The 24001-nt window shown below is 55.5% G+C and carries 22 protein-coding genes; 6 read left to right on the forward strand and 16 right to left on the reverse strand.

Translation table 11 applies throughout. The annotated features are described in order from the left end of the window. Window positions 1-4: 4 nt before the first annotated feature. From IPJ12_09495 to rpmH, 13 genes are all read right to left on the reverse strand, one after another. Window positions 5-1153 (reverse strand): HPP family protein, encoded by a 1149-nt coding sequence (locus IPJ12_09495; GenBank protein ID MBK7647377.1) that lies wholly within the window; start codon window positions 1151-1153, stop codon window positions 5-7. Between the two features lie 3 nt (window positions 1154-1156). Continuing rightward, window positions 1157-1915, reverse strand: a complete 759-nt coding sequence (locus IPJ12_09500) for a glycosyltransferase family 2 protein (GenBank protein MBK7647378.1) — start codon at window positions 1913-1915, stop codon at window positions 1157-1159. A gap of 12 nt (window positions 1916-1927) precedes the next feature. Then, window positions 1928-2710 (reverse strand): 1-acyl-sn-glycerol-3-phosphate acyltransferase, encoded by a 783-nt coding sequence (locus tag IPJ12_09505; protein MBK7647379.1) that lies wholly within the window; start codon window positions 2708-2710, stop codon window positions 1928-1930. Beyond that, entirely contained in the window at window positions 2703-3551 is an 849-nt protein-coding gene (locus IPJ12_09510) for a MipA/OmpV family protein (GenBank protein MBK7647380.1), read from the reverse strand. Before IPJ12_09510 ends, IPJ12_09505 begins: the two co-directional genes overlap by 8 nt. 1 nt (window position 3552) lies before the next feature. Next, complete coding sequence (locus IPJ12_09515) at window positions 3553-4554, reverse strand: hypothetical protein (protein ID MBK7647381.1); 1002 nt, start codon at window positions 4552-4554, stop codon at window positions 3553-3555. Then, window positions 4554-5888: a tryptophan 7-halogenase gene (locus IPJ12_09520; protein MBK7647382.1), complete on the reverse strand. Its 1335-nt coding sequence runs from the start codon at window positions 5886-5888 to the stop codon at window positions 4554-4556. Before IPJ12_09520 ends, IPJ12_09515 begins: the two co-directional genes overlap by 1 nt. Window positions 5889-5929: 41 nt before the next feature. Continuing rightward, entirely contained in the window at window positions 5930-6568 is a 639-nt protein-coding gene (locus IPJ12_09525; protein ID MBK7647383.1) for a hypothetical protein, read from the reverse strand. 39 nt (window positions 6569-6607) lie between these two features. Further along, on the reverse strand, window positions 6608-8257 hold the full coding sequence (locus tag IPJ12_09530; GenBank protein ID MBK7647384.1) for a cobalamin-dependent protein: 1650 nt from the start codon (window positions 8255-8257) through the stop codon (window positions 6608-6610). Window positions 8258-8592: 335 nt separating this feature from the next. Continuing rightward, the gene (gene mnmE, locus IPJ12_09535) at window positions 8593-9939 is read right to left on the reverse strand and encodes a tRNA uridine-5-carboxymethylaminomethyl(34) synthesis GTPase MnmE (GenBank protein ID MBK7647385.1); all 1347 of its coding nucleotides are present in this window, start codon (window positions 9937-9939) and stop codon (window positions 8593-8595) included. A gap of 3 nt (window positions 9940-9942) precedes the next feature. Next, window positions 9943-11589 (reverse strand): membrane protein insertase YidC, encoded by a 1647-nt coding sequence (yidC, locus tag IPJ12_09540; protein MBK7647386.1) that lies wholly within the window; start codon window positions 11587-11589, stop codon window positions 9943-9945. A gap of 26 nt (window positions 11590-11615) precedes the next feature. Further along, window positions 11616-11828, reverse strand: coding sequence for a membrane protein insertion efficiency factor YidD (gene yidD / locus IPJ12_09545; GenBank protein MBK7647387.1), 213 nt, complete (start codon window positions 11826-11828; stop codon window positions 11616-11618). Continuing rightward, window positions 11825-12193 carry a ribonuclease P protein component gene (gene rnpA, locus IPJ12_09550; protein MBK7647388.1) on the reverse strand — a complete coding sequence of 123 codons (369 nt, stop codon included), beginning with the start codon at window positions 12191-12193 and terminating at the stop codon, window positions 11825-11827. The genes yidD and rnpA overlap by 4 nt, the downstream gene beginning before the upstream one ends. A 16-nt stretch (window positions 12194-12209) precedes the next feature. Continuing rightward, window positions 12210-12344 carry a 50S ribosomal protein L34 gene (gene rpmH, locus IPJ12_09555; GenBank protein ID MBK7647389.1) on the reverse strand — a complete coding sequence of 45 codons (135 nt, stop codon included), beginning with the start codon at window positions 12342-12344 and terminating at the stop codon, window positions 12210-12212. A 234-nt stretch (window positions 12345-12578) separates the two neighbouring features. On the opposite strand from rpmH, the gene dnaA reads away from it, so the two are divergent. The 3 genes from dnaA to gyrB all read left to right on the forward strand — a co-directional run bounded on the left by dnaA (window position 12579) and on the right by gyrB (window position 17852). Further along, entirely contained in the window at window positions 12579-13973 is a 1395-nt protein-coding gene (dnaA, locus tag IPJ12_09560) for a chromosomal replication initiator protein DnaA (protein MBK7647390.1), read from the forward strand. A 209-nt stretch (window positions 13974-14182) separates the two neighbouring features. Continuing rightward, window positions 14183-15289 (forward strand): DNA polymerase III subunit beta, encoded by a 1107-nt coding sequence (locus IPJ12_09565; protein MBK7647391.1) that lies wholly within the window; start codon window positions 14183-14185, stop codon window positions 15287-15289. Between the two features lie 73 nt (window positions 15290-15362). After that, window positions 15363-17852, forward strand: coding sequence for a DNA topoisomerase (ATP-hydrolyzing) subunit B (gene gyrB / locus IPJ12_09570; GenBank protein MBK7647392.1), 2490 nt, complete (start codon window positions 15363-15365; stop codon window positions 17850-17852). 193 nt (window positions 17853-18045) lie between these two features. Here the strand turns inward: gyrB and IPJ12_09575 are convergent, their stop codons facing one another. Next, on the reverse strand, window positions 18046-19014 hold the full coding sequence (locus IPJ12_09575; GenBank protein MBK7647393.1) for a LysR family transcriptional regulator: 969 nt from the start codon (window positions 19012-19014) through the stop codon (window positions 18046-18048). A 97-nt stretch (window positions 19015-19111) separates the two neighbouring features. Between IPJ12_09575 and IPJ12_09580 the strand changes: the two genes are divergently transcribed. After that, window positions 19112-20386, forward strand: coding sequence for an MFS transporter (locus tag IPJ12_09580; GenBank protein ID MBK7647394.1), 1275 nt, complete (start codon window positions 19112-19114; stop codon window positions 20384-20386). An 85-nt stretch (window positions 20387-20471) separates the two neighbouring features. Here IPJ12_09580 and IPJ12_09585 read toward each other — a convergent pair whose 3' ends face one another. Then, complete coding sequence (locus IPJ12_09585) at window positions 20472-21602, reverse strand: VIT1/CCC1 transporter family protein (protein MBK7647395.1); 1131 nt, start codon at window positions 21600-21602, stop codon at window positions 20472-20474. Between the two features lie 103 nt (window positions 21603-21705). Between IPJ12_09585 and IPJ12_09590 the strand changes: the two genes are divergently transcribed. After that, window positions 21706-22293, forward strand: a complete 588-nt coding sequence (locus IPJ12_09590; protein MBK7647396.1) for a DedA family protein — start codon at window positions 21706-21708, stop codon at window positions 22291-22293. A 44-nt stretch (window positions 22294-22337) separates the two neighbouring features. After that, window positions 22338-22790: a D-tyrosyl-tRNA(Tyr) deacylase gene (locus tag IPJ12_09595; protein ID MBK7647397.1), complete on the forward strand. Its 453-nt coding sequence runs from the start codon at window positions 22338-22340 to the stop codon at window positions 22788-22790. A gap of 66 nt (window positions 22791-22856) precedes the next feature. On the opposite strand, the gene IPJ12_09600 is transcribed toward IPJ12_09595, so the two are convergent. Then, window positions 22857-23996: a two-component system response regulator gene (locus tag IPJ12_09600; GenBank protein ID MBK7647398.1), complete on the reverse strand. Its 1140-nt coding sequence runs from the start codon at window positions 23994-23996 to the stop codon at window positions 22857-22859. Window positions 23997-24001: the final 5 nt, after the last annotated feature.

The following is a 24001-nucleotide window of genomic DNA, read 5'->3' on the forward strand; positions in this document are numbered from 1 at the left end:
GCCTTTAGCGCCTCGCTGCCGCAGCTGCCTGGCGTTGATAAATGGCAGCGAGCAGGTCGGTCTGGGTAAGGACGCCTGCCAGTCTTTGGCTATCATCCACGACCGGAATGATGACCGGATGATCGGCTGAAGCAAGCAATGCGGCAATCTCACTGATGGCTGTCGTGGTCAGCGCCTTGGCGAAGTGGTTGCTCATGATCTGGCCGACCACCTCGGGCTTGTCCGAATAATCGGAAGGCGTCGCGCGCAGCAGTCGGCGAATATTGTCGCCGATGCCCTGGGCGCCATGGGCTTCGACATGGCGCAGAAAATTTTCCAGCGTCAGGACGCCGATGACCCGATTGCTGCGGTCCACCACTGGCAAGCCGTGCAAATGATTGGCTTGCATCAGTCGCCAGGCTTCATTCAGCTCGGTTGCGAACTCAACGCTGATCGCCGGAGAGCTCATCACGTCGCCGCAGGTGCGCCGCTCGTGCCGCTGGTGGGCATGGCTAGTGGCCAGGTCATAGATGCGCACCAGATCGTCCTCGCTGATGTCCAGGTAGGTATCGAGCTGCTCCAGCGCGTGCTGGATATCTTCGTGACGAATGCTCCGCCTTGCCGGACGATCCTGCCGGGCCACCTGCGTAGCTGGCAGGCATTGTGGATAACGACGACCGGGGATCAGATTATTGACGACGAGGACCGCCATCAGCGCAGCGACGGCGTTTAGCAGTGCCGTTAGCAGCGAAGTCGGATGCTGCTGGGCACTCAGCGCAAAAACCACAGCCATGGCGCCGCCCGGCGGATGAATGCAGCGCAACCAGGCAGTCACCCAGATGGCCACCCCCAGCGCAATACCAACGGCCAAAAACGTTGGCGTAATCCACAAACCACAAAAATAGCCGATCAGCGCCGAGATGAAAAGTCCGCCGGCCAGCGACCAGGGCTGCGCCAGCGGGCTGTGGGGGAGGGCGAAGAGAATCACCGAGCTGGCCCCCAGCGGTGCCAGCAGATAGCTGATCCCCGGTTCGACCGGCACTACGGCGAGGATGGCCTGCATCAGCAGCATGCCGACCAACCCGGCCAGTGCGCTCAGCCAGCGTTCGCGTGCCGACAGTGGCGCGGCATCGGCGATCAGGTAACGCAGCGTAAATTGGCGCAGGGCGTTCATGACTCAGCCGAACAGGCGGCGCAGTACCAGAAATGGCAAGCGAACGATGAAACCGAGGAACAAGCGGGTGTGCATCCACGTCAGCAAGGTATTGTCACGCAGGTAGCGGAAGTGCGATACACCCCCTTCGTCAGCCCTGAAGTAACGAACCGGGGCGTCGATATTGAGCGGCCTGACACCGGCCCAGCACAGGCGGACGACCGCCTCGGGATCAAAATCAAAACGCCGCATGAAACGGTTGGCATGCATGATTTTCATCAGCGGCCTGATCGGATACACCCGAAAGCCGTAGAGCGAATCGCCAATGCCCATCCACAGGGTTTCGAGATTGGCCCAACCGTTCGACACCTTACGGCCATTGACGCGTAGCGCTGGTGCATCGGCATCGAACACCGGCTTGCCCAGAACCATTTTGGCTGGCTGTGCCTGCGAGGCAGCCATGAAGGCGGGGATCAGGTCGGCCGGATGCTGGCCGTCGGAATCCATGGTCAAGGCGTGGGTAAAGCCGGCGGCAGCTGCCTGCGTGACGCCTTCGAGTACGGCCGAGCCCTTGCCGCGATTTTGCGGCAGGACGATAACCTTCAAACCCATATCGGTCGCGGCCAGTGCCTGCAACCGCTCGGCACTGCCATCGGTGCTGCCATCAACGACCACCCACACCGGATTCCACTGAGCCCGCGCCGCCCGCACGGTGGCCAGCACCTTGGGACCGGGGTTATAGCTGGGAATCAGGACAAGATGGGTTGTTGAAGCGCTGGGCATGACGATTTCGATTCAAACAGCGAATGCTGCGGTCGACGGGGAAATTGGACCAAATTCGGAAGAAAAATAAGTATCGAGTTCAGCCGAAAACACTTGCACGTTGCTCGGTGGCGGAAAGCGACGACCGAGGCGTATGCGACAGGAGAGCGGCAGGACCGGGCGGCGAAACAACGGCCAGGCCTTGCCGAGATAAGGTGTCGAGAATTCGATCAGCAGCGTTTGTACGGGAACCTTGCTGCGGTAGGCAATCAGTCCGACGCTTGGCGTACTGGCGTCAAAGGGGAAGTTCCGGGTACGGGATCCTTCAGGAAAAATGATCAGGTGGGCACCTTGCTCAAGCTCCTCGCGAGCACCCAGAATCATCTTCAATGCTATGTCGTTGCGAATGTAACGGGCCAGTCGCGCCGCGGCACCGAACAGGATGTTATCCATCAACGATGCCTTCATCACGCAAACCGCATTGGGCAGTCGCGACACGATCATGACCGCATCCAGCAGGGAAGGATGATTGGCGGCAACAATAAGCGGCCCCTGATCGCGCAACTGGTCGATTTCATGCAGGTCGAAACGACAGGCGCAGAGCAGGCTAAGAATGCCCAGATAAACCTGGAAGCCGAATGAAATCATGCCACGGCCGAATGGTTGGCCCAGGCGTTTTGGCAGCAGGGGCTTGAGGATCAGCGCGCAGGGCAACCATAGCAGGCAAAGCACCGCCAAAGCGCCGAGACCGACCAACATGGCGACGTATTCGTAGGCCATCCACAAGGGATTGCCTGCGCTGCCGCGATCAGTCATCGACCTTGACGCGTGTTGATGACTCACCGAGGACCCAAGTGATGGCAATGCCGGCAGCCACGTAGTCTTTCTGGCGGACAAGCGGACTATTGTCGAAAGTGGCGCCGCCCAGGTTGTCGTAGCGAACAAAGCCGCCGACCCAGTAGCTGGGGAAGCGCTTGGAAAGGGCGACCAGATACTGCATGCCGGCGTAACCGGCCTTGGCTTCATAGGCCGGACGATCGGCCGTAGCGTATTGGGGCGCCACGGTGTAGTAGTAGGCATGCTGGCGTTTGTCACCAAACAGCGGGCCGGCCAGCATGCCGAGGTTCCAGCCAGCCATGCCGGGAATGTCGGTGATATCCATGTTCAGTTTGGGATGAAACACCAGGCCGATATCCTTCGGCGAACCTTCGAGCGTGATGGCGGTGCGTAGCGGTAGCAGCAATTTGACGAAGCGGGCGCGGTTTTCGGAACGCCAGAAGGTGACGTCCATTTGCGGGCCGATCTCGAAAGTTCCTTTGAGGTCTGGCATGCCGCTGCGTGCCGTGATGTCGTTGCTGCTGGCTGGCGGCGACAAAGCCAGGCTGACGCTGAGATCGAGCCAGTCAGAATCGAAAAAACTGCCCCGAATGCCATGGCGGTCAGCCTTCAGGAAATCGCCGTGATATGTGAAGTGCGGCACCGGCAACAGAAAATTGTTGGTCTGGTCCGAACCACGATACGACGGAAAGCTGAAGGCCGAAACACCGGCCCCGAGCTCCCATAAAGGCAGGTCTTCTGCTGCCTGGATGCCGGGCACCACACTCGCCAGCATCAGGGCCGCCAGACAACGCTGGCGAATCTTGTTCGGTCCGGCCATGTCAATCCTCCAACGCGTGCAAGGCGCTAGCCTCGATTTCAAGCAACAGCTCCTGCCGGCAAATATCGGCCTGCAGATAAACCACTTCTGCGCCACCAATCAACGATGCCAAGGTCTCGCGAATGATCTGGAAATCACCGGCCTCACGTACATAAACGCGGTACAAGAGATCGCCCAGCGCGAATGGCGAGGAACGACGCAGGCGATTTGCTTCGCTCAGCACTGCTTCGATATTGGCAATGCACTCGCAACACTGGCCGGCCACATCGCCCGGATGCACGGTCTGGTGGCCGACAATACTGGCCGTGCCCGAGATAAACAGGATTTCCTGCCCGGGCAGGTAAACCAGCGCTCCGCGCGAAAATGTCGGGCTGCGCGGGCCATAGTCGGCCGGATAGTTGTAGGCGCTGACCTGCCGCGGGTTTTCCAGCGGCACGGCAGGTGATTTGCCGGCCATGAAGGCAATGCTCAACGGGCCACCGGCCAGACCAATGGCGCAGGCTGCGGGAACATTGCCGGTGGCACCACGATGGCATTCGAGAAAGGCATCCTGACGTCCAATATTGAACTGGCGATAGCGCTCCAGCCCCCGGGTCTCCAGATTGATCGCCGCCAGGTAATTCCAGACTCGCCACAGATGGGGCAATTGGGCAGCATCAAGCAGACGGAAGATACGACGATAGGCCTCGGCACTGGCTGCCTGCAACGACGAACACGTTGCCGAACCAGGGAAGTCGGCTTCGTCCAGTTCGATGACCCCATAAAGCAGATCGCCGGCTCGGCGCCAGACGATACCTTCGCTGGTGCCGGAGGTGAGCGCTTGATTCGTTTGCCAGACTTCCTGAACTACAGCTGTGGTCGACCCGAGCAAGGGCGCAAAAATTCGTTGTTGCGGCCAATCCGTGATGGCCCCGCTCGGCGGTTCGCCAAGGATGGCCCCACCCAGCTCGGCGCCGGTTTCACGTGAAACCGTCAGTGGAAAGGAAGCGAAGCGGAGCGTCACTATGCGTTGTAAACGACAGCGTCGTCGACCTTGCGAATATTGAATTTCCGCTGCTTCCAACCCATGAACGCCCGCTTCGGCTGCATGATGTTGGCGGCGTAATAGAGGAACTTGAAGACCCAGATCGATGGCCAGATGGGTGTCTTGCCAAAAATGTCACCCGCCAGCATGGAGAGCACGGCCTCCTTGGCCCGTAGGACATTGCGGGGTCCCATAAAGAATTCACGCATGATCGGATTGGTCACGCGATAGATGAACCAGGAGAATTCCTTCGGCCCATGCCTCATCAGCGCGTCAAAACGTTTCAGGGCAGCTGCGGCCTTGGCTGGTGTCCTGAGGCAGGTATCGATGGCCTCGGCGGCGATCACGCCACTATTCATGGCCAGCAGCACGCCGGAGGAAAATACCGGATCAATGAAGGCATAGGCATCGCCGAGCATGACGTAATTGCTGCCGTGGTTTCGCTCGGATACATACGAAAAATTGCCGGTAGCTTCGACTTCGTTGATCAATTTGGCGTTGGTCAGCCGCATGGTCAGTTTTGGACACTGGGCAAAACCGTCGCGCAGGAATTGTTCCAGACTGCGGTCGCCCTTGGTTTTCATGTAGTAAGGCCAAGTCACCATGCCAATGCTGGTGATGTCGTTTGGCATCGGGATGAACCAGAACCAGCCGTGATCGAACCAGAAAATGGTGATATTGCCTTCGGCCGGGCCTTCATGACGCTGAACGCCAGTGAAATGACCGTAGATGGCCGAACTGTTGTGTTTCGGGTTTCGGTGCTTGATCTGGAAACGATTGGCCAGAAAAGTGTCACGGCCCGAAGCGTCAACGACAAAACGGGCCTGCCATTCAGTTTCGCGTCCGTCATCATGGACTGCACGAACGGCTGCATTGTTGTCAGGCAGGAAATCGACTGCCTTGGCCTTGCAGCCTTCATGGACTTCGACGCCCTTTTTCTCGGCATTGCGAATCAGGATTTCGTCAAACTGGTCGCGCTTGACCTGGTAGGCGTAGGGCATGGATTTGTCCCAGGCTTCAGCAAAGTTGAAGACCGAGGTCATTTCATGATTTGGCGAAACAAATTCAGCACCGGGTTTCATCATGCCGATGGCCTTCACTTGCTCGGCGATGCCCATGCGTTCGAATAATGGCAAGTTGGCCGGCAACAGGGATTCGCCAATGTGAAAGCGCGGGTGGTGCGCCTTTTCCAGTACCACCACCTTGTAACCCTTTTCGACCAGCATCGGCGCAACGGTAGAACCAGCAGGCCCGCCACCAATCACCAGCACATCGCACTGTCGACGTTCCACATTCTTCGCCTGCTGTTCCATCACTAACTACCCTTTATCTTTCTTTACGGCTGAAGTCTGTCTTATTTGGCCTTGTAGGTCATATTGCCTACCGTTTCAGAATGACCGTCAATCTTGCTAACCGTACCGCCCTTGGTCCAATAAACGTAATAAGGGCCGAAACTGGACCACCAGAAACGCCAGTATGGGCCATCCAGGTGGGGATTTTCGTTGGTCTGGGGATGGCCGACCGCCATGATGACCTGTTCCTTGGTCATCCCTTTCATCAACTGACCCTTGACGATGGCGGCACGGGTGACTGGCGAATATTTGGCCATCTTTAACTTCGGGTCTTCGAGCAGAACCAGCTTGTTAACCCACTGCTCCATCGTCTCTTCATCCCGGCCATAGTCGTGGCCCAAGCGCATCGGCTTGCCATTAATCTCGACGTAAGCACGGTTGCCATCGATTTTTTTGACGCCAATTGGTGTGCCGACAGCAATGAACGGCAATTCAGCCAGATTGGAATCACTGATCCAGTCCCCTGAATAATGCAGGTTACAGCAGGCATAGCCATGACGGACAACGGCTGTTTTTGCTTCTGCACCGCTGCTTGCGCCTTCCGGACGGGTTTCATTGGTGTTGCAGGCTCCGAGCGCGGCGATGAAACAGACCACTGCGGTCAACCGGAAAAAACGCACAAAAACGAAATTTTCATTCATGCCCGTTTCCTTTCCAATGCCCACGACCAAAACGAGGGATTATACCGCCGCCTGCAAGGCTGACGGCGTACAGCAGCCCGTACCTTCCTCAACCAAGGGAATAATTGCCTTCATCGCTTCACGCCGAGACATTTTGATTGGCGACATGGCCACGATGTGATCAACCTGTAAATCCGGGCTCAGGAATGGTTTCAAACCAACCGGCTGACGCGGATGCAGCTTGAATTCGCGCTTGGCTTTTTCCAGTTGCTCCTTGTTTGAATTGAAATACCGCGCAGCAGCGATCGTTTCAGGCAGATGATTGATCACATGCCACAAGCTCCAGCGATGGGCCCACAGTCGCTTGGCGAAGCGGCGACGATACCCTTTGCTGTCGTAGAAGCGTTTGACGTGCCAGTTATACAGCGCGTCCATCTCCTCTCGCGATTGGAAGCCGTGCGGCAAAAAGACAAAGTTCAGACAATTCATCAATCGCCAGTCTTCAATCATCTCCCCTGAAACATTGCTGTTGGCACACTCGTCCCAGATCGGCGCGCCATGCAGCGGGCTGAACTTGGTCATGTTCATTTCATCCAGTTCCAGCGACAGGATGAAATCACTGGTGACCTTGACTGTTTCAGGCGTCTCGCCTGGCATGCCAAAGATGAACAAACCCTTGGCCCGCATGCCTGCCGCGTGAATCTGGCGAACTGTGTCGCGTACTGCTTCAAGCGTTACGCCGGCTTTGTGGCGTTCCATCATCACCGGATCGGCCGATTCAATACCCATCGACACCATGAGAACGCCTGCCTGCTTGAGTTTGGCCAGCATTTCATCGGAGGTATGTCCGGTACGAATGGCGCAGTTCCACTGAATACCCAGTGGTTTTTTGATCAACAACTCACAGAGGTCAAAAACCCGTTGCTTCTTGGCTGTGAACAAGTCGTCATACATGTTGATGTGATGGACGCCGAACTTGTCGCGCAGGTATTTCATGTGATCGTAGGTGTATTGCGCCGAATTGGTTTTGTACAGTCGCTCAAATACCGTCCGATCACAAAACGAGCAGGTATAGGGACAACCGCGGGACGTAATCATCGTTGCCCCATGACGCTTTTCGTAGGCAAACAGTGGCAGGTGATAAGCGTGGGGAAAACCAGCCAATTTTTCGTAGGCAGGGAAGGGGAGTTCGTCGAGATCAATAATCCGGTCACGACGTGGATTGATACGGATCCTGCCCGTTTCATCCCGGTAAATCAGGTTGCCAATGTCCTTGAGTGGCTTACCGTCGGCCAGATCGAGGAACGAACCCTCACCTTCGCCAACAACCAGATAGTCAATTTCCGGAAAATGTTCGAGGATCGGAGCACCCAGCGACGAGACATGAACATTGCCAAAAACAATCCTTATTTCCGGTCGTTTGGCCCGTATATAAGCTGCAATTTCGAAAGCATCCATGAAACCGGATGTCGTTGCTGAAAACCCCACCATCTCCGGATCAGTCGCCAGCACCATCTCGGCATTTTCAACAATGGTTGGCGGTGCATATGGGCCGAGACAATCATGCAGTTGCACACTATGGCCAAACTTTTCCAGCCAACTGGCCAGTTGCATGATCCCGATGGGTGCCATTCGATTGGCCAGCACCGAAAAATCCGGTTGACCGGGTACAAAGTTGAAACCGGCGGGATGGACAAGCGTGATTCGCATGATCGCTTCCTCGAACGAAGTAACTGAATTTTATTAGAAAAAAACTAAATACTTCAGTTTTAGCGTCAGGGTGATCAAGTGCCCGTAACGTTTCATGGTGTTGCCTTTTGCTTTTAATAATAACTATAAGTAAACCTACTATTGAGAATAACTAAGCAACACTTCTGTGGATAACTAAAATAATCGTATCATTTTCAATGATTTGAATTCAAATAAGAGGGGTTGGTAACCCACTGGCTTGCCTGTGGATGAATTCCGGATAGTTTTTGGGTTTAAAAAAATAGCTGATTTACCAACAATTGCTGGACAGCTTGTGCACAGACTTACTGACAGGCTTATTTTCCGATGCAAAAGCGGCTGAAAATGACGCCAAGAAGGTCGTCTGCGGTGAATTCGCCAGTAATTTGGCCAAGTGATTGCTGAGCCAGGCGAAGTTCTTCGGCAAACAATTCAAGTGCCGGAAATACACCTTCAACCACGTTTCTGGCAGCAGCGACATGTTCCTGAGCATCAGACAAGGCTCGCAAATGGCGTTCGCGAGCAATGAATACATCTTCGGCCTGATGCCAGCCAGCAATTCTCAACAATTCCTGGCGTAACAGGCCTATACCCTCACCAGAGCGTGCAGAAAGGGATATGGCGGTGCTGTCCGGCTCATCATGTCGCTCCGGCTGGTTGCCTGAGAGATCAATCTTGTTGTAGATGGTGATACGTTGCAGACGTTCCGGCAGACGGTCGAGAATTTCGTGGTCAGCTTCGGTGACACCGGTCCGGGCATCGACCAGTAAAAGAACCGCATCGGAACGTTCAATTTCCTTCCAGCTACGTTCAATACCAATTTTTTCGACTTCATCATCTGTCTCGCGCAGGCCGGCAGTATCGATGATGTGCAGCGGAATGCCTTCGATCTGAATGGTTGATCGCAGGGCATCGCGTGTGGTGCCGGCGATCGGCGTGACGATGGCCAGATCGTCGCCAGCGAGGCGATTGAGGAGTGAGGACTTGCCAACATTGGGCTGCCCAGCCAGAACGACGTGTAGCCCTGATTGCAGCAGTTTTCCCTGGCCAGCGCGGTCGAATATCTCGGCTAGCTTCAGTTGCAGGCGTTCCAGTCGACCAAAGGCATTGGCTGCCTTCAGGAAATCAATATCTTCTTCAGGAAAATCCAGCGTGGCTTCAACCAGCATTCGCAGGTTGATCAATTCTTCGTTAAGTTCACCGATGGCACGCGAGAATTCGCCTTGTAATGAACGAACCGCAGAACGTGCTGCGCTGGTAGTTGCGGCATCAATCAGATCGGCAACGGCTTCAGCCTGTGCCAGGTCCATTTTTCCGTTCAGGAAGGCCCGTCGGCTGAATTCACCAGGTTCGGCCAAACGAGCACCGAGATCAAGGCAGCGGGCGAGGAGCATCTGCATGACAACTGGGCCACCATGGCCTTGCAGCTCAAGGACGTCTTCGCCGGTAAATGAATTTGGATTGTTGAAAAACAGCAAAATTCCGCTGTCGACCGTGGCACCGTCGGCTGATTTAAAATCAGCCAGAGTTGCATAACGGGGTTTGGGCGTCTTTCCGGTCAGTTCAAATGCAAAGGGCAGCAAATTGCTGCCCGATACACGAATGACGCCAACACCACCACGGCCGGGGGCCGTGGCGATGGCAGCAATGGTGTCTGACTTCACACCTTATGCTTTTGCGTCGTTGGCAGCCTTGCCGCCAGCTTCGATGAGGCGCGTGATCTGCCACTGCTGGGCGATGGAAAGCACGTTGTTAACCACCCAGTACAGAACCAGACCGGCCGGGAACCAGAAGAACATGAAGCCGAAGATCAGCGGCATGGCCATCATGACCTTGGCCTGGATAGGATCCGGTGGTGTCGGATTCAGTTTGGTCTGAACAAACATCGAGACCATCATGATCACAGGCAGAATGTAATAGGGGTCAGCAGACGCCAGATCCTTGATCCACAGTATCCATGGCGCATCGCGCATTTCTACGGCACCGAGCAACACCCAGTAGAGCGAAATGAAGACTGGAATCTGAATCAGGATAGGCAGGCAGCCGCCGAGAGGATTGACCTTCTCGGTCTGATACATTTTCATCATTTCCTGGTTCAGACGCTGTTTGTCGTCACCATAGCGTTCCTTCAGGTGCGTCAGACGAGGCGTCAGCTTTTTCATCTTGGCCATCGACTTGTACGAAGCGGCTGATAGCGGGAAGAAAATTGCCTTGAGAATGACAGTCAGAACCACAATTGCCCAGCCCCAATTGCCGACGATCTTGTGAATCGCTTCCAGTGCCCAGAATATTGGTGCAGCAACAACGGTCAACCAACCATAGTCGACAACCAGATCAAGTCCGGTAGCAACTTGCTTGAGCGCCGACTGTTCCTGTGGTCCCGCGAAAAGGGTAACGGTGATGTCGCTCTTGGAACCACGTGTAATTTCGGCGATTGGGACGATGACACCGGCCTGAAATACATTGGTCCCGTCGACCTTGCGCATGTAAAACTCGCGCGGCGTCTTGTCTTTGGGTACCCAGGCTGACACAAAGTAATGCTGAACCATGGCCAGCCAGCCATCGTCGGCGTTCTTGGCAAATTTGGCCTTGTTTTCAGCGATATGGGCAAAATCAACCTTCTGGTATTTTTCTGCATCGGTATAAACCGCAACACCGGTAAACGTTGACACCATCTTCGTCTCGCCTTCCGGCTTGACGTCATCACGCTGCAATTGGAAATAAGCGTTAGGTGTCAGTGGTTTATCGGTGGTGTTGTTGATTTCCCAAGTGACATCGATGTCATAGGAACCACGCTTGAAAGTCAGTATCTTGGCAATCTTTGCGCCATTGGCAGCGGTTGCTTCAAGTCGGACTTTCAACTCGTTAACCCCATCTGCCAAACTTGTCGGACCATCGACACGCTTGAATAATGTGCGGTGATTTGGCATCCCTTCGCCAATCAGGCCACTTTGCGCTGCATATTGGTGCTTGGCATCAAACAAGAAGAAATTTTTCGACTTGTCCTCATGGGCCTTGTACTTGAGAAGTTCAAGTTCGACCAAATCGCCGCCTTGTTCGGAAATGCTGGCCTTGATCAGGTCGGTAGCAACCGTAAATGTTGCTGCAGTCGATGCCGGCACAGCTGACTGAACTTCGCCGGGAGCTGCCTTTGCCTGCAGAGCAGCGGAAGGTATTGGCGCTGCACCAGCAATAGCGGCAGAGTTAGCCGCTTCGGCCAAGGGTTTGGGCTGGTTGTATTTCTGCCAGTTTTCCCACAGCATGAAGCTGGAAAACGTGAAGATCAAAACCAGTATCAGGCGTCGAGTATCCATGAACAGCCTACAAAAGAATTCTTGATTCAGGGTACAGGATCGTACCCACCAGGATGCCACGGGTGGCAACGGCAGACTCGTTTAAAGCCCAACCAGCCACCCCGGAAGGCGCCATATTTCTGTACTGCTTCTGCCGCATATGTCGAACAACTGGGAACATACCGGCAGCTTCGCCCGAGAAAAGGGCTGATTGCATATTGATAGATGCGAATCAGACCAATCAACAGGTACTTCATCATGCTTCCCGCTTCGGCTTGGACCGTTGCAACTTATCCAGCAAGGCAAGGAAATCGGCAGCCAGTTGAGCTCCATCGAGCGGTGCCGGCTTTGCAGCCAACCTGACTACCAGATCAACCCCAGGCAAGGCGGCCCGGTGTAGCCGAAATTGCTCGCGAACGACACGTTTGACCCGGTTACGGTCGACGGCGCGTTTGAGCAGCTTTTTGGCAACTACCACACCAAGTCTTGCCTCGGTATTACCCTCGGGACGAGGCTGATAGTGCAACATCAGCAACTTGCCACGAATTGCCCTCCTGAAACCAAAAACGGATGAGAACTCATCCGTTTTTGTCAGGCGATAGCGTCGGGCGAAGGTTTGTTCCACCTCGCCAAACGTCCGATTAAACGGCCAGACGAGTACGACCCTTGGCGCGGCGAGCAGCAATAACTGCACGGCCACCCTTGGTGCGCATACGGACCAGGAAGCCATGGGTGCGCTTGCGGCGCACGACCGACGGTTGATACGTGCGTTTCATGTTGTAATCCCTTGATGTGCTTAGAAAAACGCGTGATTACACCTTGTTTGATGGTGTTCTGTCAAGTTGATTTAATTTCAAAAGCTGTGGATAACTTCCTCGATGAGAGGTAAAATCCTTCATTCGCTGGCTGTTTGTCCGCCACCGTAATTTTCAAAAAATATCATTAAATCAAATATCTAATAACCGCCATCAAAATCTATTTTGAATGCGCGGGGAGGAGCTTTTCCGTCCATGGCCGGTTTTTGGGAATCCTGTTTGCAACGCTTCGAGCAGGAATTGCCCGCACAGCAATTCAACACCTGGATCAGGCCATTGCGGCTCGAAGGCGAAGATACAGCCCTGGACGATGGCCTGCGCCTGATTGCTCCGAATACCTTCATATTGAAATGGGTGCGCGATCGTTACCTCGCACGCATTGAAGATTACAGCCGTAATTTTTTCCCAGGCCCGGTCACGATTGCGTTGGTCATCGGCAGTGGAAAAGCTGCCGCCAGCCGAATTGAGACCAACAGTGATCCGGAAGAAAATATAGCCGCCAAGTCAGTTGCCCCCACTGAAAAGAAAATGCCGGCGCCGGAAAAATCCCGAGGCAGAGGGGGTAATTATGAAAAGTCCCGGCTCTTCCCATCATTTACTTTCGATAATCTGGTTGTGGGTAAGGCGAATGATCTGGCTCGCGCAGCTGCGGTACAAGTTGCGAATAATCCCGGTGGTGCATACAACCCGCTGTTTATCTATGGCGGTGCCGGCCTCGGCAAGACCCACCTGATTCACGCCATTGGTAACGCCATCGTTGTGGAAAATCCTGAAAAGATTGTTCGCTACGTTCATGCCGAAGACTATTACTCGGATGTGGTGCGCGCTTATCAACAAAAGTCCTTTGACACGTTCAAGCGTACCTATCGGTCGCTCGATGTGCTTCTTCTCGACGACGTTCAATTTTTCAATGGAAAAAACCGTTCTCAGGAAGAGTTCTTCTTCCTGTTCAACGCGCTGATTGAAGCACGCAAGCAAATCATCATTACCTGCGATACGTATCCGAAAGATATCAATGGTCTTGATGATCGCCTGGTGACTCGTTTCGACTGGGGCCTGACTGTCCAGATCGAGCCACCGGAACTCGAAATGCGTGTCGCAATCCTGAAAAAGAAGGCTGAGGCCGAAGGCATTCAGCTGGATGATGAAGTACCGTTTTTTATTGCCAAGCACTTGCGTTCCAACGTTCGTGAGCTGGAAGGTGCCTTGAAAAAGGTCTTGGCGTACTCTTCATTCCATGGACGTGCCATTGCGCTGGACCTGACCAAGGAAGCGCTGAAGGATGTCATTGGTTCGGCCCGCAATGTGGGTATTGATAATATCCAGAAGACGGTGGCCGACTACTACAAGATGAAGGTTGCCGAACTTTTCTCCAAAAAGCGTACCCGTGCCATTGCCCGACCCCGTCAGGTCGCCATGTGGCTTTGTCGGGAAGTGACTTCGCACAGCTTTCCTGAAATTGGTGATGCATTCGGCGGTCGCGATCACACCACGGTCATTCATGCGGTCAAGACTATCGATGCCTTGCGCCTCAAGGAAAACGAACTAAACCATGACTTGCATGTATTGCTGCAGGTATTAAAAGGATGAAGCTGTCGATAACCCTGTGCAAAAGCTGTGAATCAATTGTGAGTTATATGGGAATTCCTACTTTGTGGGAAAATTGTCCGGATTTCACCCACAAGCAATCAAGCCACTTTCGCAGATCGTATAATCTGATTCAATCATCTGAAATTAAAGATAATTTTTCAGTTATCCACAGAATTGTTCCCGATATAGTCTACTTAGGAATTTAATTTATGGTTCTTATCAAAACCCAAAGAGACACGCTTCTGGCCCCGTTGCAGTCGGTGTCGGGAATTGTCGAACGCCGTCATACGCTGCCTATCTTGTCCAATGTTCTGCTGGAAAAGAAAGGTGACCGGCTAACCTTGCTGGCAACAGACATTGAAATTCAAATCACAACGTCTACCGAAGGCGCTGGTGGCGATGGCGATGGTGCTGTCACCGTCGGTGCTCGCAAGCTGCAGGAGATTCTGCGCTCCCTGCCGGATACCACTGAAGTCAGCCTGATTCTGGAAGACAAGCGACTGCTGGTCCGCGGTGGCAAGAGTCGTTTCAGTCTGCAGACTCTGCCGGCTGACGATTTCCCGCGCATGACAGTCAGCGAAGGCGAGACCAAGCAGTTCTCGATTTCACAAAAGGCATTCCGTCAGCTGATCAGCAAGACCCAATACTCGATGGCAGCTCAGGATGTTCGCTATTACTTGAACGGACTGCTGCTGTTGGTTGAAGGCAAGGAATTGCGTGCGGTGGCTACCGATGGACACCGTCTGGCTTATGCCAGCGTTGAAATCGATACCGATTTCCCGCGTCAGGAAATGATTCTGCCCCGCAAGACAGTGCTCGAACTGAACCGTCTGCTGGTCGATACAGATGATGCACTGAACATTACCCTGACCTCCAACCAGGTGCGTTTTGCCTTTGGGTCGGTGGTTCTGGTCTCCAAGTTGATTGATGGCAAGTTCCCTGACTATGAACGCGTTGTTCCGGCAACCTTGAAGAACCACATGACGGTTGGCCGTCAGACACTGATGCAGGCCATGCAGCGTGCGGCGATTCTGACCAATGAAAAATTCCGTGGCGTTCGTGTTGTGCTGGGTGAAAACAGTCTGAAATTGATCGCTGCCAACGCCGAGCAGGAAGAAGCCGTTGAAGAAATCGAAGTCGATTACACCGGCGATGTCATCGACGTCGGTTTCAATGTCGGTTATCTGCTTGATGTACTGAACAACACCCATACTGAAGAAATTCAATGGAGCTTCAACGACGCCAATTCCAGCGCGTTGATTACTGTCCCGGGTAACGACCGCTTCAAATACGTCGTTATGCCAATGCGTATTTGATCGAACCAGCAATAACCCAAGAAGGCCTGCCCAGCCGGGCAGGCCTTTTGCAGTTTCACGTGGAACCAAAACAATGAGTGAAGAGAACGTCCCGCAAGGTGAATCGCCAGCCTATGGCGAAGCCAGCATCCAGATCCTCGAAGGCCTGGAGGCCGTCCGCAAACGTCCTGGCATGTACATCGGCGATACCTCCGATGGTACCGGACTGCACCATCTGGTCTTCGAAGTGGTCGATAACTCGATCGACGAGGCACTGGCTGGACATTGCAACGACATCATCGTCACCATTCATACCGATAATTCGATCAGCGTCATCGACAACGGCCGGGGTATTCCGACCGGCGTCAAGATGGACGACAAGCACGAGCCGAAGCGTTCAGCTGCCGAAATCGCCCTGACCGAACTGCACGCCGGCGGCAAGTTCAACCAGAATTCCTACAAGGTGTCGGGTGGCTTGCACGGCGTCGGCGTTTCCTGCGTCAATGCACTGTCCAAATTTCTGCGCCTGACCATCCGCCGCGATGGCAAGAAACATTTCATGGAATTTTGCCGTGGTGTTCCGGTTGACCGCAGCATTGAAATTCGTGATGGATTTGAAGTCTCGCCACTCAAGATTCTGGGTGACACCGAGAAGCGCGGCACTGAGGTTCATTTCCTCGCTGATGATGAAATCTTCGGTCACGTTGAATTCCACTATGAAATCCTCGCCAAGCGTCTGCGCGAGCTATCCTTCTTGAACAATGGCGTTGCCATCAAGTTGGTTGATCAGCGAGCCGGCAAGGAAGAACTCTTCGCCTTTGCTGGTGGCGTGCAGAGTTTCGTCGAGTACATCAACCGCACCAAGTCCGTTCTCCACCCGAATATTTTCTACTCGGCGGGCGATGCCAAGGTTGGCCAAGGCGCTGCTGATACAGGGATTATTATTGGTGTTGAAGTGGCCATGCAGTGGAACGACTCCTATCAGGAACAGGTTCTCTGCTTCACCAACAACATCCCGCAATCGGACGGTGGTACTCACCTGACGGGTCTGCGCGCTGCAATGACCCGCGTCATCAACAAGTACATCGACGAAAACGAAATCGCCAAGAAGGCGAAGGTTGATATTGCCGGCGATGACATGCGCGAAGGTCTGGCCTGCGTGCTGTCCGTCAAGATGCCTGATCCCAAGTTTGCTTCGCAGACCAAGATGAAACTGGTTTCCTCCGAAGCGCGGGCAGCGGTTGAAGAGGTCGTTGCCCAGAAGCTTGCCGACTTCCTGCTCGAGCGTCCGGTCGATGCCAAGATGATCTGCGGCAAGATCGTCGAAGCCTCCCGCGCCCGTGAAGCCGCCCGTCGCGCCCGTGAAATGACCCGCCGCAAGGGTGTGCTCGACGGCGTCGGCTTGCCCGGCAAGCTGGCAGACTGTCAGGAAAAAGACCCCGCGCTTTGCGAAATCTACATCGTTGAGGGTGATTCCGCCGGCGGCTCTGCCAAGCAGGGGCGTGACCGCAAGTTCCAGGCAATCCTTCCCTTGCGCGGCAAGGTGCTGAATGTCGAGAAAGCCCGTTTCGACAAGCTGATCTCTTCTGAACAAATCGTCACGCTGATCACTGCGCTCGGTACCGGCATCGGCAAGGACGACTTCAACGTCGAAAAGCTGCGCTACCACCGTATCATCATCATGACCGACGCGGACGTTGACGGTGCGCACATCCGGACCCTGCTGCTCACGCTGCTTTATCGCCAGATGCCTGAACTGATCGACCGTGGTTACGTCTATATAGCCCAGCCGCCGCTCTACAAGGTCAAGCATGGCAAGACCGAGCGCTATCTGAAGGACGATCTGGAATACAACCAGTTCCTGCTTAACATGGCGCTCGACGAAGCTGTTCTGACCCCACGTGCCGGTGCCGACGCCATCACCGGCCCGGCGCTCGAAGGCCTGGCTCGTTCCTGGCTGGCGACCGAAGCGGTCATTGATCGCCTGTCACACCTGATCAATCCGGAAGTGCTGCAATCCATCGTTCGCTACAACATTGCAATCGACCTCTCCAGCGAAGAAAACGCCCGCGCCAGTGCCGAGCGGATCGCCGGTTTCATCCCGGCCGGAACCCGCATGGTGCCGAAGTTCGATGACATCCAGGAACGCTGGATCTTGCGCGTCGAACGCATGCACCACGGTAATCTGAAGGTCGGTTTGATCGATGAAGATTTGCTCCTGTCTGGTGACTTCATTCAATTGCGGCGCACGGCCGAAACGCTGGCCGACATGTTTGCCGCAGGTGGGTTCATGGCTCGCGGCGAGAAGAAGCAGGTTGTCACCAACTTTGGCGATGCCATGAAGTGGCTGCTCAATGAAGTTGAACGTGGCATCAGCAAGCAGCGCTACAAAGGCTTGGGCGAAATGAACCCGTCGCAATTGTGGGAAACAACGATGGACCCGAAAGTCCGTCGCCTGCTGCGCGTGCAGATCGACGACGCCATTGCGGCCGACGAAATCTTCACGACGCTGATGGGTGAAGATGTGGAGCCGCGTCGGGCGTTTATTGAAACAAATGCATTGAGCGCGCGCGTCGACATCTGACGTTTTTGTAGGATCCCACGATTGTTTAGATTTTTCCCAAAAGTCTGGATTTCGTGGGATCAGACCAAGAAGCCACCTTAAGAGGGTGGCTTTTTTTCAACCATTAGTTTGATTATCAGCGATATCCTTCCATTGGTATGTTCGGACCTCAGCATCCGTTGAGGAATTTTGAAGGGACTGTCGCTATTGATATTTATCCTGCCACTATCGAGGGTACCGCTGCCCGCATGATTTCGACGAAATGCCGCAATCGCGCCGGATAGAAGCGCGCGTAGGGATAGACCAGATTAACGGGTAATGGCTCAGCCTGCCATTGAGGCAATAGATGGAGCAATTGCCCGGAAGCGAGATTCGGGGCCAGAAGCCAGGCCGAACCAATGGCCACGCCCAAGCCTTGCAAGGCAGCACTGCGCAAAGCATACAGACTGTCGGTACTCATCCTGGGTGAAATGGGAATGCGTTGCACCTTGCCCGTGTGCACATTTTGCAACTGTATTTGATTGCGATAGTAGGTTCGCAAAGCAACCCAAGGGAAGCCGGCCAAGTCCATGGCTTCTTCGGGTACAGCCAATCCATCCAGCAAAGACGGGGCGGCCACCACGATGCGTGGTACTTCGCCCAGCTTGATCGTCACCAGTGCAGAATCGGCCACCTCCCCGACCTGGATTGCGCAGTCGATGCCTGCAGCAATGAAGTCCTGAATGGCGCTGTCGTCATGCAGTAACCATTCGACGGTCATACGAGAGTAGCGCTTCAGGTAGTCCGCCAGTGGCTTGACCAGACGCTCCTGGCCGAAAGCGTGCGGAACAACCACGCGCAAAACTCCTTCCGGCTCTTCGTCCACGCCACGCAAGTCCGATTCGAATGCGGCCCAACTTGCCAAAAGGTCTTTGGCGCGTTCATAACATCGCTCGCCGTCGGCAGTGAGCCGCATGCTATGGGTGGAGCGATTCAGCAAACGCACCCCTAAAGACCGCTCCAGCGTTTGCAGGCGGCGGCTGATGGTGGGCTGGGTCGTCCCCATCTGAATGGCTGCCGCAGAAAGGTTGCCGGCATCAACGATGCGGACGAATGTCTGCATGAGCTCGATGCGGTCGCCTGTTCCCGATAACGAAGGCGCACTCGAATTGCTTGCAGGTCTGGTAATCACTGCTCTATTCATACGTGTAGCGTATATCAATATTGCAAAATTCGATACTACCGTTGTTGTCTTTTAAACGTCAGACTCTGTTCCATAGACATTTTTCGAGGACGGAGAAATGACAGCTATCCATGATATGCATGAACAAAGTGTGACAGCACCATTACGAGTTATTGAAGACAGTACTCTTCAAAATCACGTGTCGGAGGCAAGTCACACGCTCTCGCGGCGCCTGGTGTTATTGCTGGCGAGCGGCGCTGGCTTAGCCGTTGCATCGATTTATTACAGTCAGCCCATACTCGGCATCCTGGCCGCAGACATCGGTGCCAGTCCGCTCAAGATCGGCTTTGTGCCGACCCTGACCCAACTGGGCTACGCCTTGGGCATACTGTTCCTGGCCCCACTGGGTGACCGTCATGATCGCCGCACTATCATTCTCATCAAAGCCGCCTTGCTGGTCATATCCTTGCTGGCGGCAGCCTTTGCGCCGTCCATCGACATCCTGCTCGCTGCCAGCCTGGCGATTGGCTTAACCGCCACTCTGGCGCAGGATATCGTTCCGGCGGCAGCGACCCTGGCGCATGATTCCCGGCGCGGCAAAGTCGTCGGAACGATCATGACCGGGCTGCTGTTGGGCATCCTGCTTTCCCGCGTGGTTAGTGGCTTTGTTGCCGAACACTTTGGCTGGCGGACCATGTTTGTGCTTGCAGCCGCTGGCGTGGCTGTCATCGGCATCGCAGCCTGGCGCGGACTCCCGCGTTTCTCACCGACCACAAGCATGACTTACCCGGCATTGCTCGGTTCACTCTTCAATTTGCTGCGCCGCCACGCCTTCTTGCGCCATACTGCGTTGTCCCAAGGCCTGCTATCCATTGGCTTCAGTGCCTTTTGGTCCACGCTGGCAGTCATGCTCCATGCCGAGCCGTTCCACATGGGCAGTGCGGTAGCCGGAGCCTTTGGTCTTGCCGGTGCCGTCGGCGCGCTGGCTGCGCCATTGGCTGGCCACCTGGCCGACCGCCGCGGCCCGGAGCTCGTTACCCGCCTCGGCACCAGCCTGACTGCATTCTCTTTCGCCATCATGTGCTTGTCGCCTTTCCTTTCCCCAACAGCGCAACTCTGGTTGCTCGGGATCGGCACTATCGGCTTCGACCTCGGGGTACAAGCCACGCTGATTGCTCACCAGAGCATTGTCTACGGGATCGACCCGGGGGCACGTAGTCGCCTTAACGCTGTACTTTTCGTCAGCATGTTCATCGGGATGGCAATTGGTGCAGCCTTGGGCAGCATCCTGTTTGCGCAATGGGGATGGCTTGCAGTGACCGGCATGGCTACGGTGTCGGCACTGGCAGCGCTGGCCGTACGCTTCTACCCGCTACTCAGTGCCAAGCGATAGGCCACGAAGTTCACACTGGCGGAATTGGCAAGCTGACATTCACTACGATTAACCGCTGAATGTCAGCTTGCCGTCCGAAGTGCCATCAGCCGCCGGCTGAAACGCCGAAAAGATGACCGATGCCGAAGGTGATGCCGGCGGCGGCCATGCCGATCAGTAGTTGGCGCAGGCCGGAAAATGCGGGGTGCTTTCCGGTGAACACGGCGATGGCGGCGCCCAGCGCGAAAAGGCCGATGGCCGATGAAATGGCACTGGCTTGTACGACGTTTGTCTGGGCGACCAGGAACATGGGTAGCGCCGGGATCAATGCGCCGATGAGGAAGACCATAAAAGACGAGACGGCGGCGCCCATGGCCGAACCGCCCAGATCGTCCGGATTGACGCCCAGTTCTTCGCGCACCAGGGTGTCGAGCGCCGAATCCTTGTCACCGATGACGCGGGCGGCAATCTGCTTTGCTTCCGTTTCAGTAAATCCTTTGGCTTGATAGATCAACGCCAGTTCTTCCTGCTCTTCTGCGGGTGATTGCGTCAGTTCTTCGGCTTCGCTGGCGATCTGGTTTTCTTGCAGCTCGCGGGCGCTCTGGACGGATATCCACTCGCCCATGGCCATTGAGCAAGCGCCAGCCAGCGTGCCGGCGACAGCGGTTGCCAGCAGGGTGCTGGTGCTGGCCGATGTGCCGGCAACGCCCATGATCAGGCAAAAGGTGGAGACCAGGCCATCATTGGCGCCCAACACCATGGCCCGCAGGTTGTTGGCGGCCCCGGCGCCGTGCCGCCCTTCAAGGCGGGAATAGGCGGGCCCGTTCCAGCCCGTGCTTGAACGCGCTGCGAGCAGGGATAGCATGCGGGCGTGCGAGCGCTCCTGCGCCGGCATGGCGGTTCCGTGCGTTTCTTGCTGATTGTCGTAGACCTTGCGATTTCGCGCTTCTTCGTCGGCCATCAGGGGGAGCACGGCCGGCGCTCCGAAGCGGCCGGCGGCCCAGATGAGTAGTTGCGTTCGCCAGCCGGGTCGGCCTTCGGGGGGTTTCACTCCTGCATTTTCGATGCGGCGGCGCCAGAATTCGGCGTGGGTTTCTTCCACGGTGGCGAGGCGCCGATACAGTTCCGCAACTTCGCTTTTGCTTTCGCTCGCAGCCATTGAGCGATAGAGGGCTGCGCCGTCGATCTCGCTGCGATAGTTGGCGATAAATCGCGCAATATCCTGCCGTGCTGTCATTTTGTGTTCTCCAACGTCGATTTCTCCGCCCGGTATAATCTTCGATGGCCCTACAGGAAGGTGCTTCCGGGCTGCTTTCAGTCTATACCGAGCGCTCTGCCAATTGCTGAACGAATTATTTCCCGCTTTTTCCTTGACGCAGCTGGTCAGCGATTACGGCTACCTGGCGCTGGCGGTCGGCTGTCTGCTGGAAGGAGAAACCATTGTGCTGCTGGCGGGTTTTGCCGTGCATCGCGGTCAGCTGTCGTGGGGCCACGTCGTGTTGATCGCCACCGTCTTCAGTTTTGTCGGGGACCAGTTCTGGTTTCAGATCGGGCGACACTTCGGCGATCGCTTGATGGGGCGATTTCCGTCCATCGCAAGTCGTCGTCCCTGGCTGCAAAAGCGGGTGTTTGCGCATCCGGATCTGATCGTGCTGGGGGTCAGATTCATGGTCGGCTTGCGCACGGTCGGGCCTATCCTGATGGGCACGGGCTTTGTCCGGCCGTTACGTTTTTTCTGGCTCAATCTGCTGGGTGCGGTGATCTGGGTGCAGACGATTGTGAGCGCCGGCTATTTCTTCGGTGAGCTGGCGCAGCGTCTGCTGCCCGAGTTGAAAGCGGTCGAGGAGGGGGCTTTTCTAACCCTGCTGGTGTTGGGACTGCTGGTCCACGTGCTGCGCCGAAAGCAGGGCGGTATTCAGGATGACTAAACCGTGAGCGGCGGTTTTTTGCTCAGTTCGGGAGGGGGTATTTCGTGCGCGTGGTGATTCAGCGTGTTAGCCAGGCTTCCGTTGCGGTCGACGGGAAAATTTGCGGAAAAATCGAATCCGGGTTGCTGGTGCTGGCGGGCTTCGAGGCTGCCGATGATGAGTCGGATCTGGCATGGATGGCCGGCAAGATCGTCCGTACGCGGATTTTTGCGGATGAGACCGGGGTCATGAATCGCGACATCGTGGCGGCCGGCGGGGAGATTCTGGCGGTCTCGCAATTCACGCTTTATGCGTCAGTGAGAAAGGGCAATCGGCCATCGTGGAGCCGGGCGGCGCGGGGGGATGTGTCTCAGCCTTTGTTCGACCGATTTGTCGCCAAGTTATCAGCGGCGCTGGGCAAGCCGGCGGCGACCGGGATTTTTGGGGCGGATATGCAGGTCAGCCTGATCAATGACGGGCCGGTGACGCTGACGATCGATTCGAAAATGCCCGAGTAGGTGTTTCAGGCCACAGTGACTGCTTGCTGCGGTCAACCGGAAAAAACAGCGAAATTTGAAATTTTTCTAATCCAGATTGCTGTCGGTATCGGACAGCACGGATGGGTAGCCGCCCGGCGCATCCTTATGGTCGTAGATTTCCTGGATGTGGAACTCAAGGTCGGTCAGCGAGCCGTTTTCATCGGCGTAGATGTCCTTGATGCGCAGGATTTCGGGCAGGGCGCGCTTGAACGCCGCGATCAGTGTCGGGTCGAAGTGCTTGCCTGCCTGGTCCGTCATATAGCTCAGCGCTTCGTCGATCGGAATGGCTCGTTTGTAGGGGCGAACGGAGACCAGTGCGTCGAATACGTCGGCGATGGCTACGATGCGGCCTTCGAGCGGAATCGCGTCGCCTTTCAGTTGTTGCGGGTAGCCGCTGCCATCCCATTTTTCATGGTGGGTCAGGGCAATGATGCGGGCTGTTTCCAGTAGTTCGTTGGTGTGTTTGCCAATGATTTCGGCTCCCATCAGGGGGTGTTGGTGCATCACCTCCCACTCTTCCGCGTTGAGTTTTCCCGGTTTGAGGAGAATAGCGTCGGGAATGCCGATTTTGCCGATATCGTGCATCGGCGACGTGTTGAAGATGATGTTGGAAGCCTCGCTCCCCAAGCCGTGCGAGGTCGCAATGACGCGGGCGTAATGGCTCATGCGCAGGACGTGGTTGCCGGTTTCGTTGTCTTTGAATTCGGCAGCACGGCCCAATCGGCGGATGATCTGCTGGCGGGTGGTGAGCAGTTCCTGTGTGCGTTGGTGAACCATGCGTTCAAGTTCACGTGACTGGTCGTAGAGCGCCAGGTGGGTGCGGACGCGTGCCTTGACGATGGGCGGGCTGATCGGCTTGGTGATGTAATCTACGGCGCCAATGTCGAGTCCGCGTTTTTCGTCGTCAACACTACTCATCGCCGTCACGAAAATAATTGGAATACGCCGACGATCCGGATTGGCCTTGAGCCGGCGACAGATCTCCAGGCCGCTGAGGCCGGGCATCATGATGTCGAGCAGAATGAGATCGGGCGGCTCGTCGGAATAGACAATTTTCAACGCCTTTTCGCCGGAAGTGGCGACGCGAATTCGATATTCGTCGCGCAGTACTTCACTGAGCAGATCGATGTTTTCCGGGCTGTCGTCGACGACCAGGACGCATTGTTTGGGGATCAGGGGCTGCATGATCA

It is taken from the genome of Betaproteobacteria bacterium, assembly GCA_016709965.1.
Taxonomy (GTDB): domain Bacteria; phylum Pseudomonadota; class Gammaproteobacteria; order Burkholderiales; family Rhodocyclaceae; genus Azonexus; species Azonexus amarohabitans.

Coding starts and splice junctions, on each gene's coding strand:
- IPJ12_09520 (MBK7647382.1), bottom strand. CDS start 5,888: ATGGAACAGCAGGCGAAGAATGTGGAACGTCGACAGTGCGATGTGCTG.
- IPJ12_09525 (MBK7647383.1), bottom strand. CDS start 6,568: ATGAATGAAAATTTCGTTTTTGTGCGTTTTTTCCGGTTGACCGCAGTG.
- dnaA (MBK7647390.1), top strand. CDS start 12,579: ATGGCCGGTTTTTGGGAATCCTGTTTGCAACGCTTCGAGCAGGAATTG.
- gyrB (MBK7647392.1), top strand. CDS start 15,363: ATGAGTGAAGAGAACGTCCCGCAAGGTGAATCGCCAGCCTATGGCGAA.
- IPJ12_09580 (MBK7647394.1), top strand. CDS start 19,112: ATGACAGCTATCCATGATATGCATGAACAAAGTGTGACAGCACCATTA.
- IPJ12_09585 (MBK7647395.1), bottom strand. CDS start 21,602: ATGACAGCACGGCAGGATATTGCGCGATTTATCGCCAACTATCGCAGC.
- yidD (MBK7647387.1), bottom strand. CDS start 11,828: ATGATGAAGTACCTGTTGATTGGTCTGATTCGCATCTATCAATATGCA.
- IPJ12_09505 (MBK7647379.1), bottom strand. CDS start 2,710: ATGACTGATCGCGGCAGCGCAGGCAATCCCTTGTGGATGGCCTACGAA.
- IPJ12_09600 (MBK7647398.1), bottom strand. CDS start 23,996: ATGCAGCCCCTGATCCCCAAACAATGCGTCCTGGTCGTCGACGACAGC.
- IPJ12_09495 (MBK7647377.1), bottom strand. CDS start 1,153: ATGAACGCCCTGCGCCAATTTACGCTGCGTTACCTGATCGCCGATGCC.
- IPJ12_09530 (MBK7647384.1), bottom strand. CDS start 8,257: ATGCGAATCACGCTTGTCCATCCCGCCGGTTTCAACTTTGTACCCGGT.
- IPJ12_09565 (MBK7647391.1), top strand. CDS start 14,183: ATGGTTCTTATCAAAACCCAAAGAGACACGCTTCTGGCCCCGTTGCAG.
- rpmH (MBK7647389.1), bottom strand. CDS start 12,344: ATGAAACGCACGTATCAACCGTCGGTCGTGCGCCGCAAGCGCACCCAT.
- IPJ12_09510 (MBK7647380.1), bottom strand. CDS start 3,551: ATGGCCGGACCGAACAAGATTCGCCAGCGTTGTCTGGCGGCCCTGATG.
- yidC (MBK7647386.1), bottom strand. CDS start 11,589: ATGGATACTCGACGCCTGATACTGGTTTTGATCTTCACGTTTTCCAGC.
- IPJ12_09500 (MBK7647378.1), bottom strand. CDS start 1,915: ATGCCCAGCGCTTCAACAACCCATCTTGTCCTGATTCCCAGCTATAAC.
- IPJ12_09575 (MBK7647393.1), bottom strand. CDS start 19,014: ATGAATAGAGCAGTGATTACCAGACCTGCAAGCAATTCGAGTGCGCCT.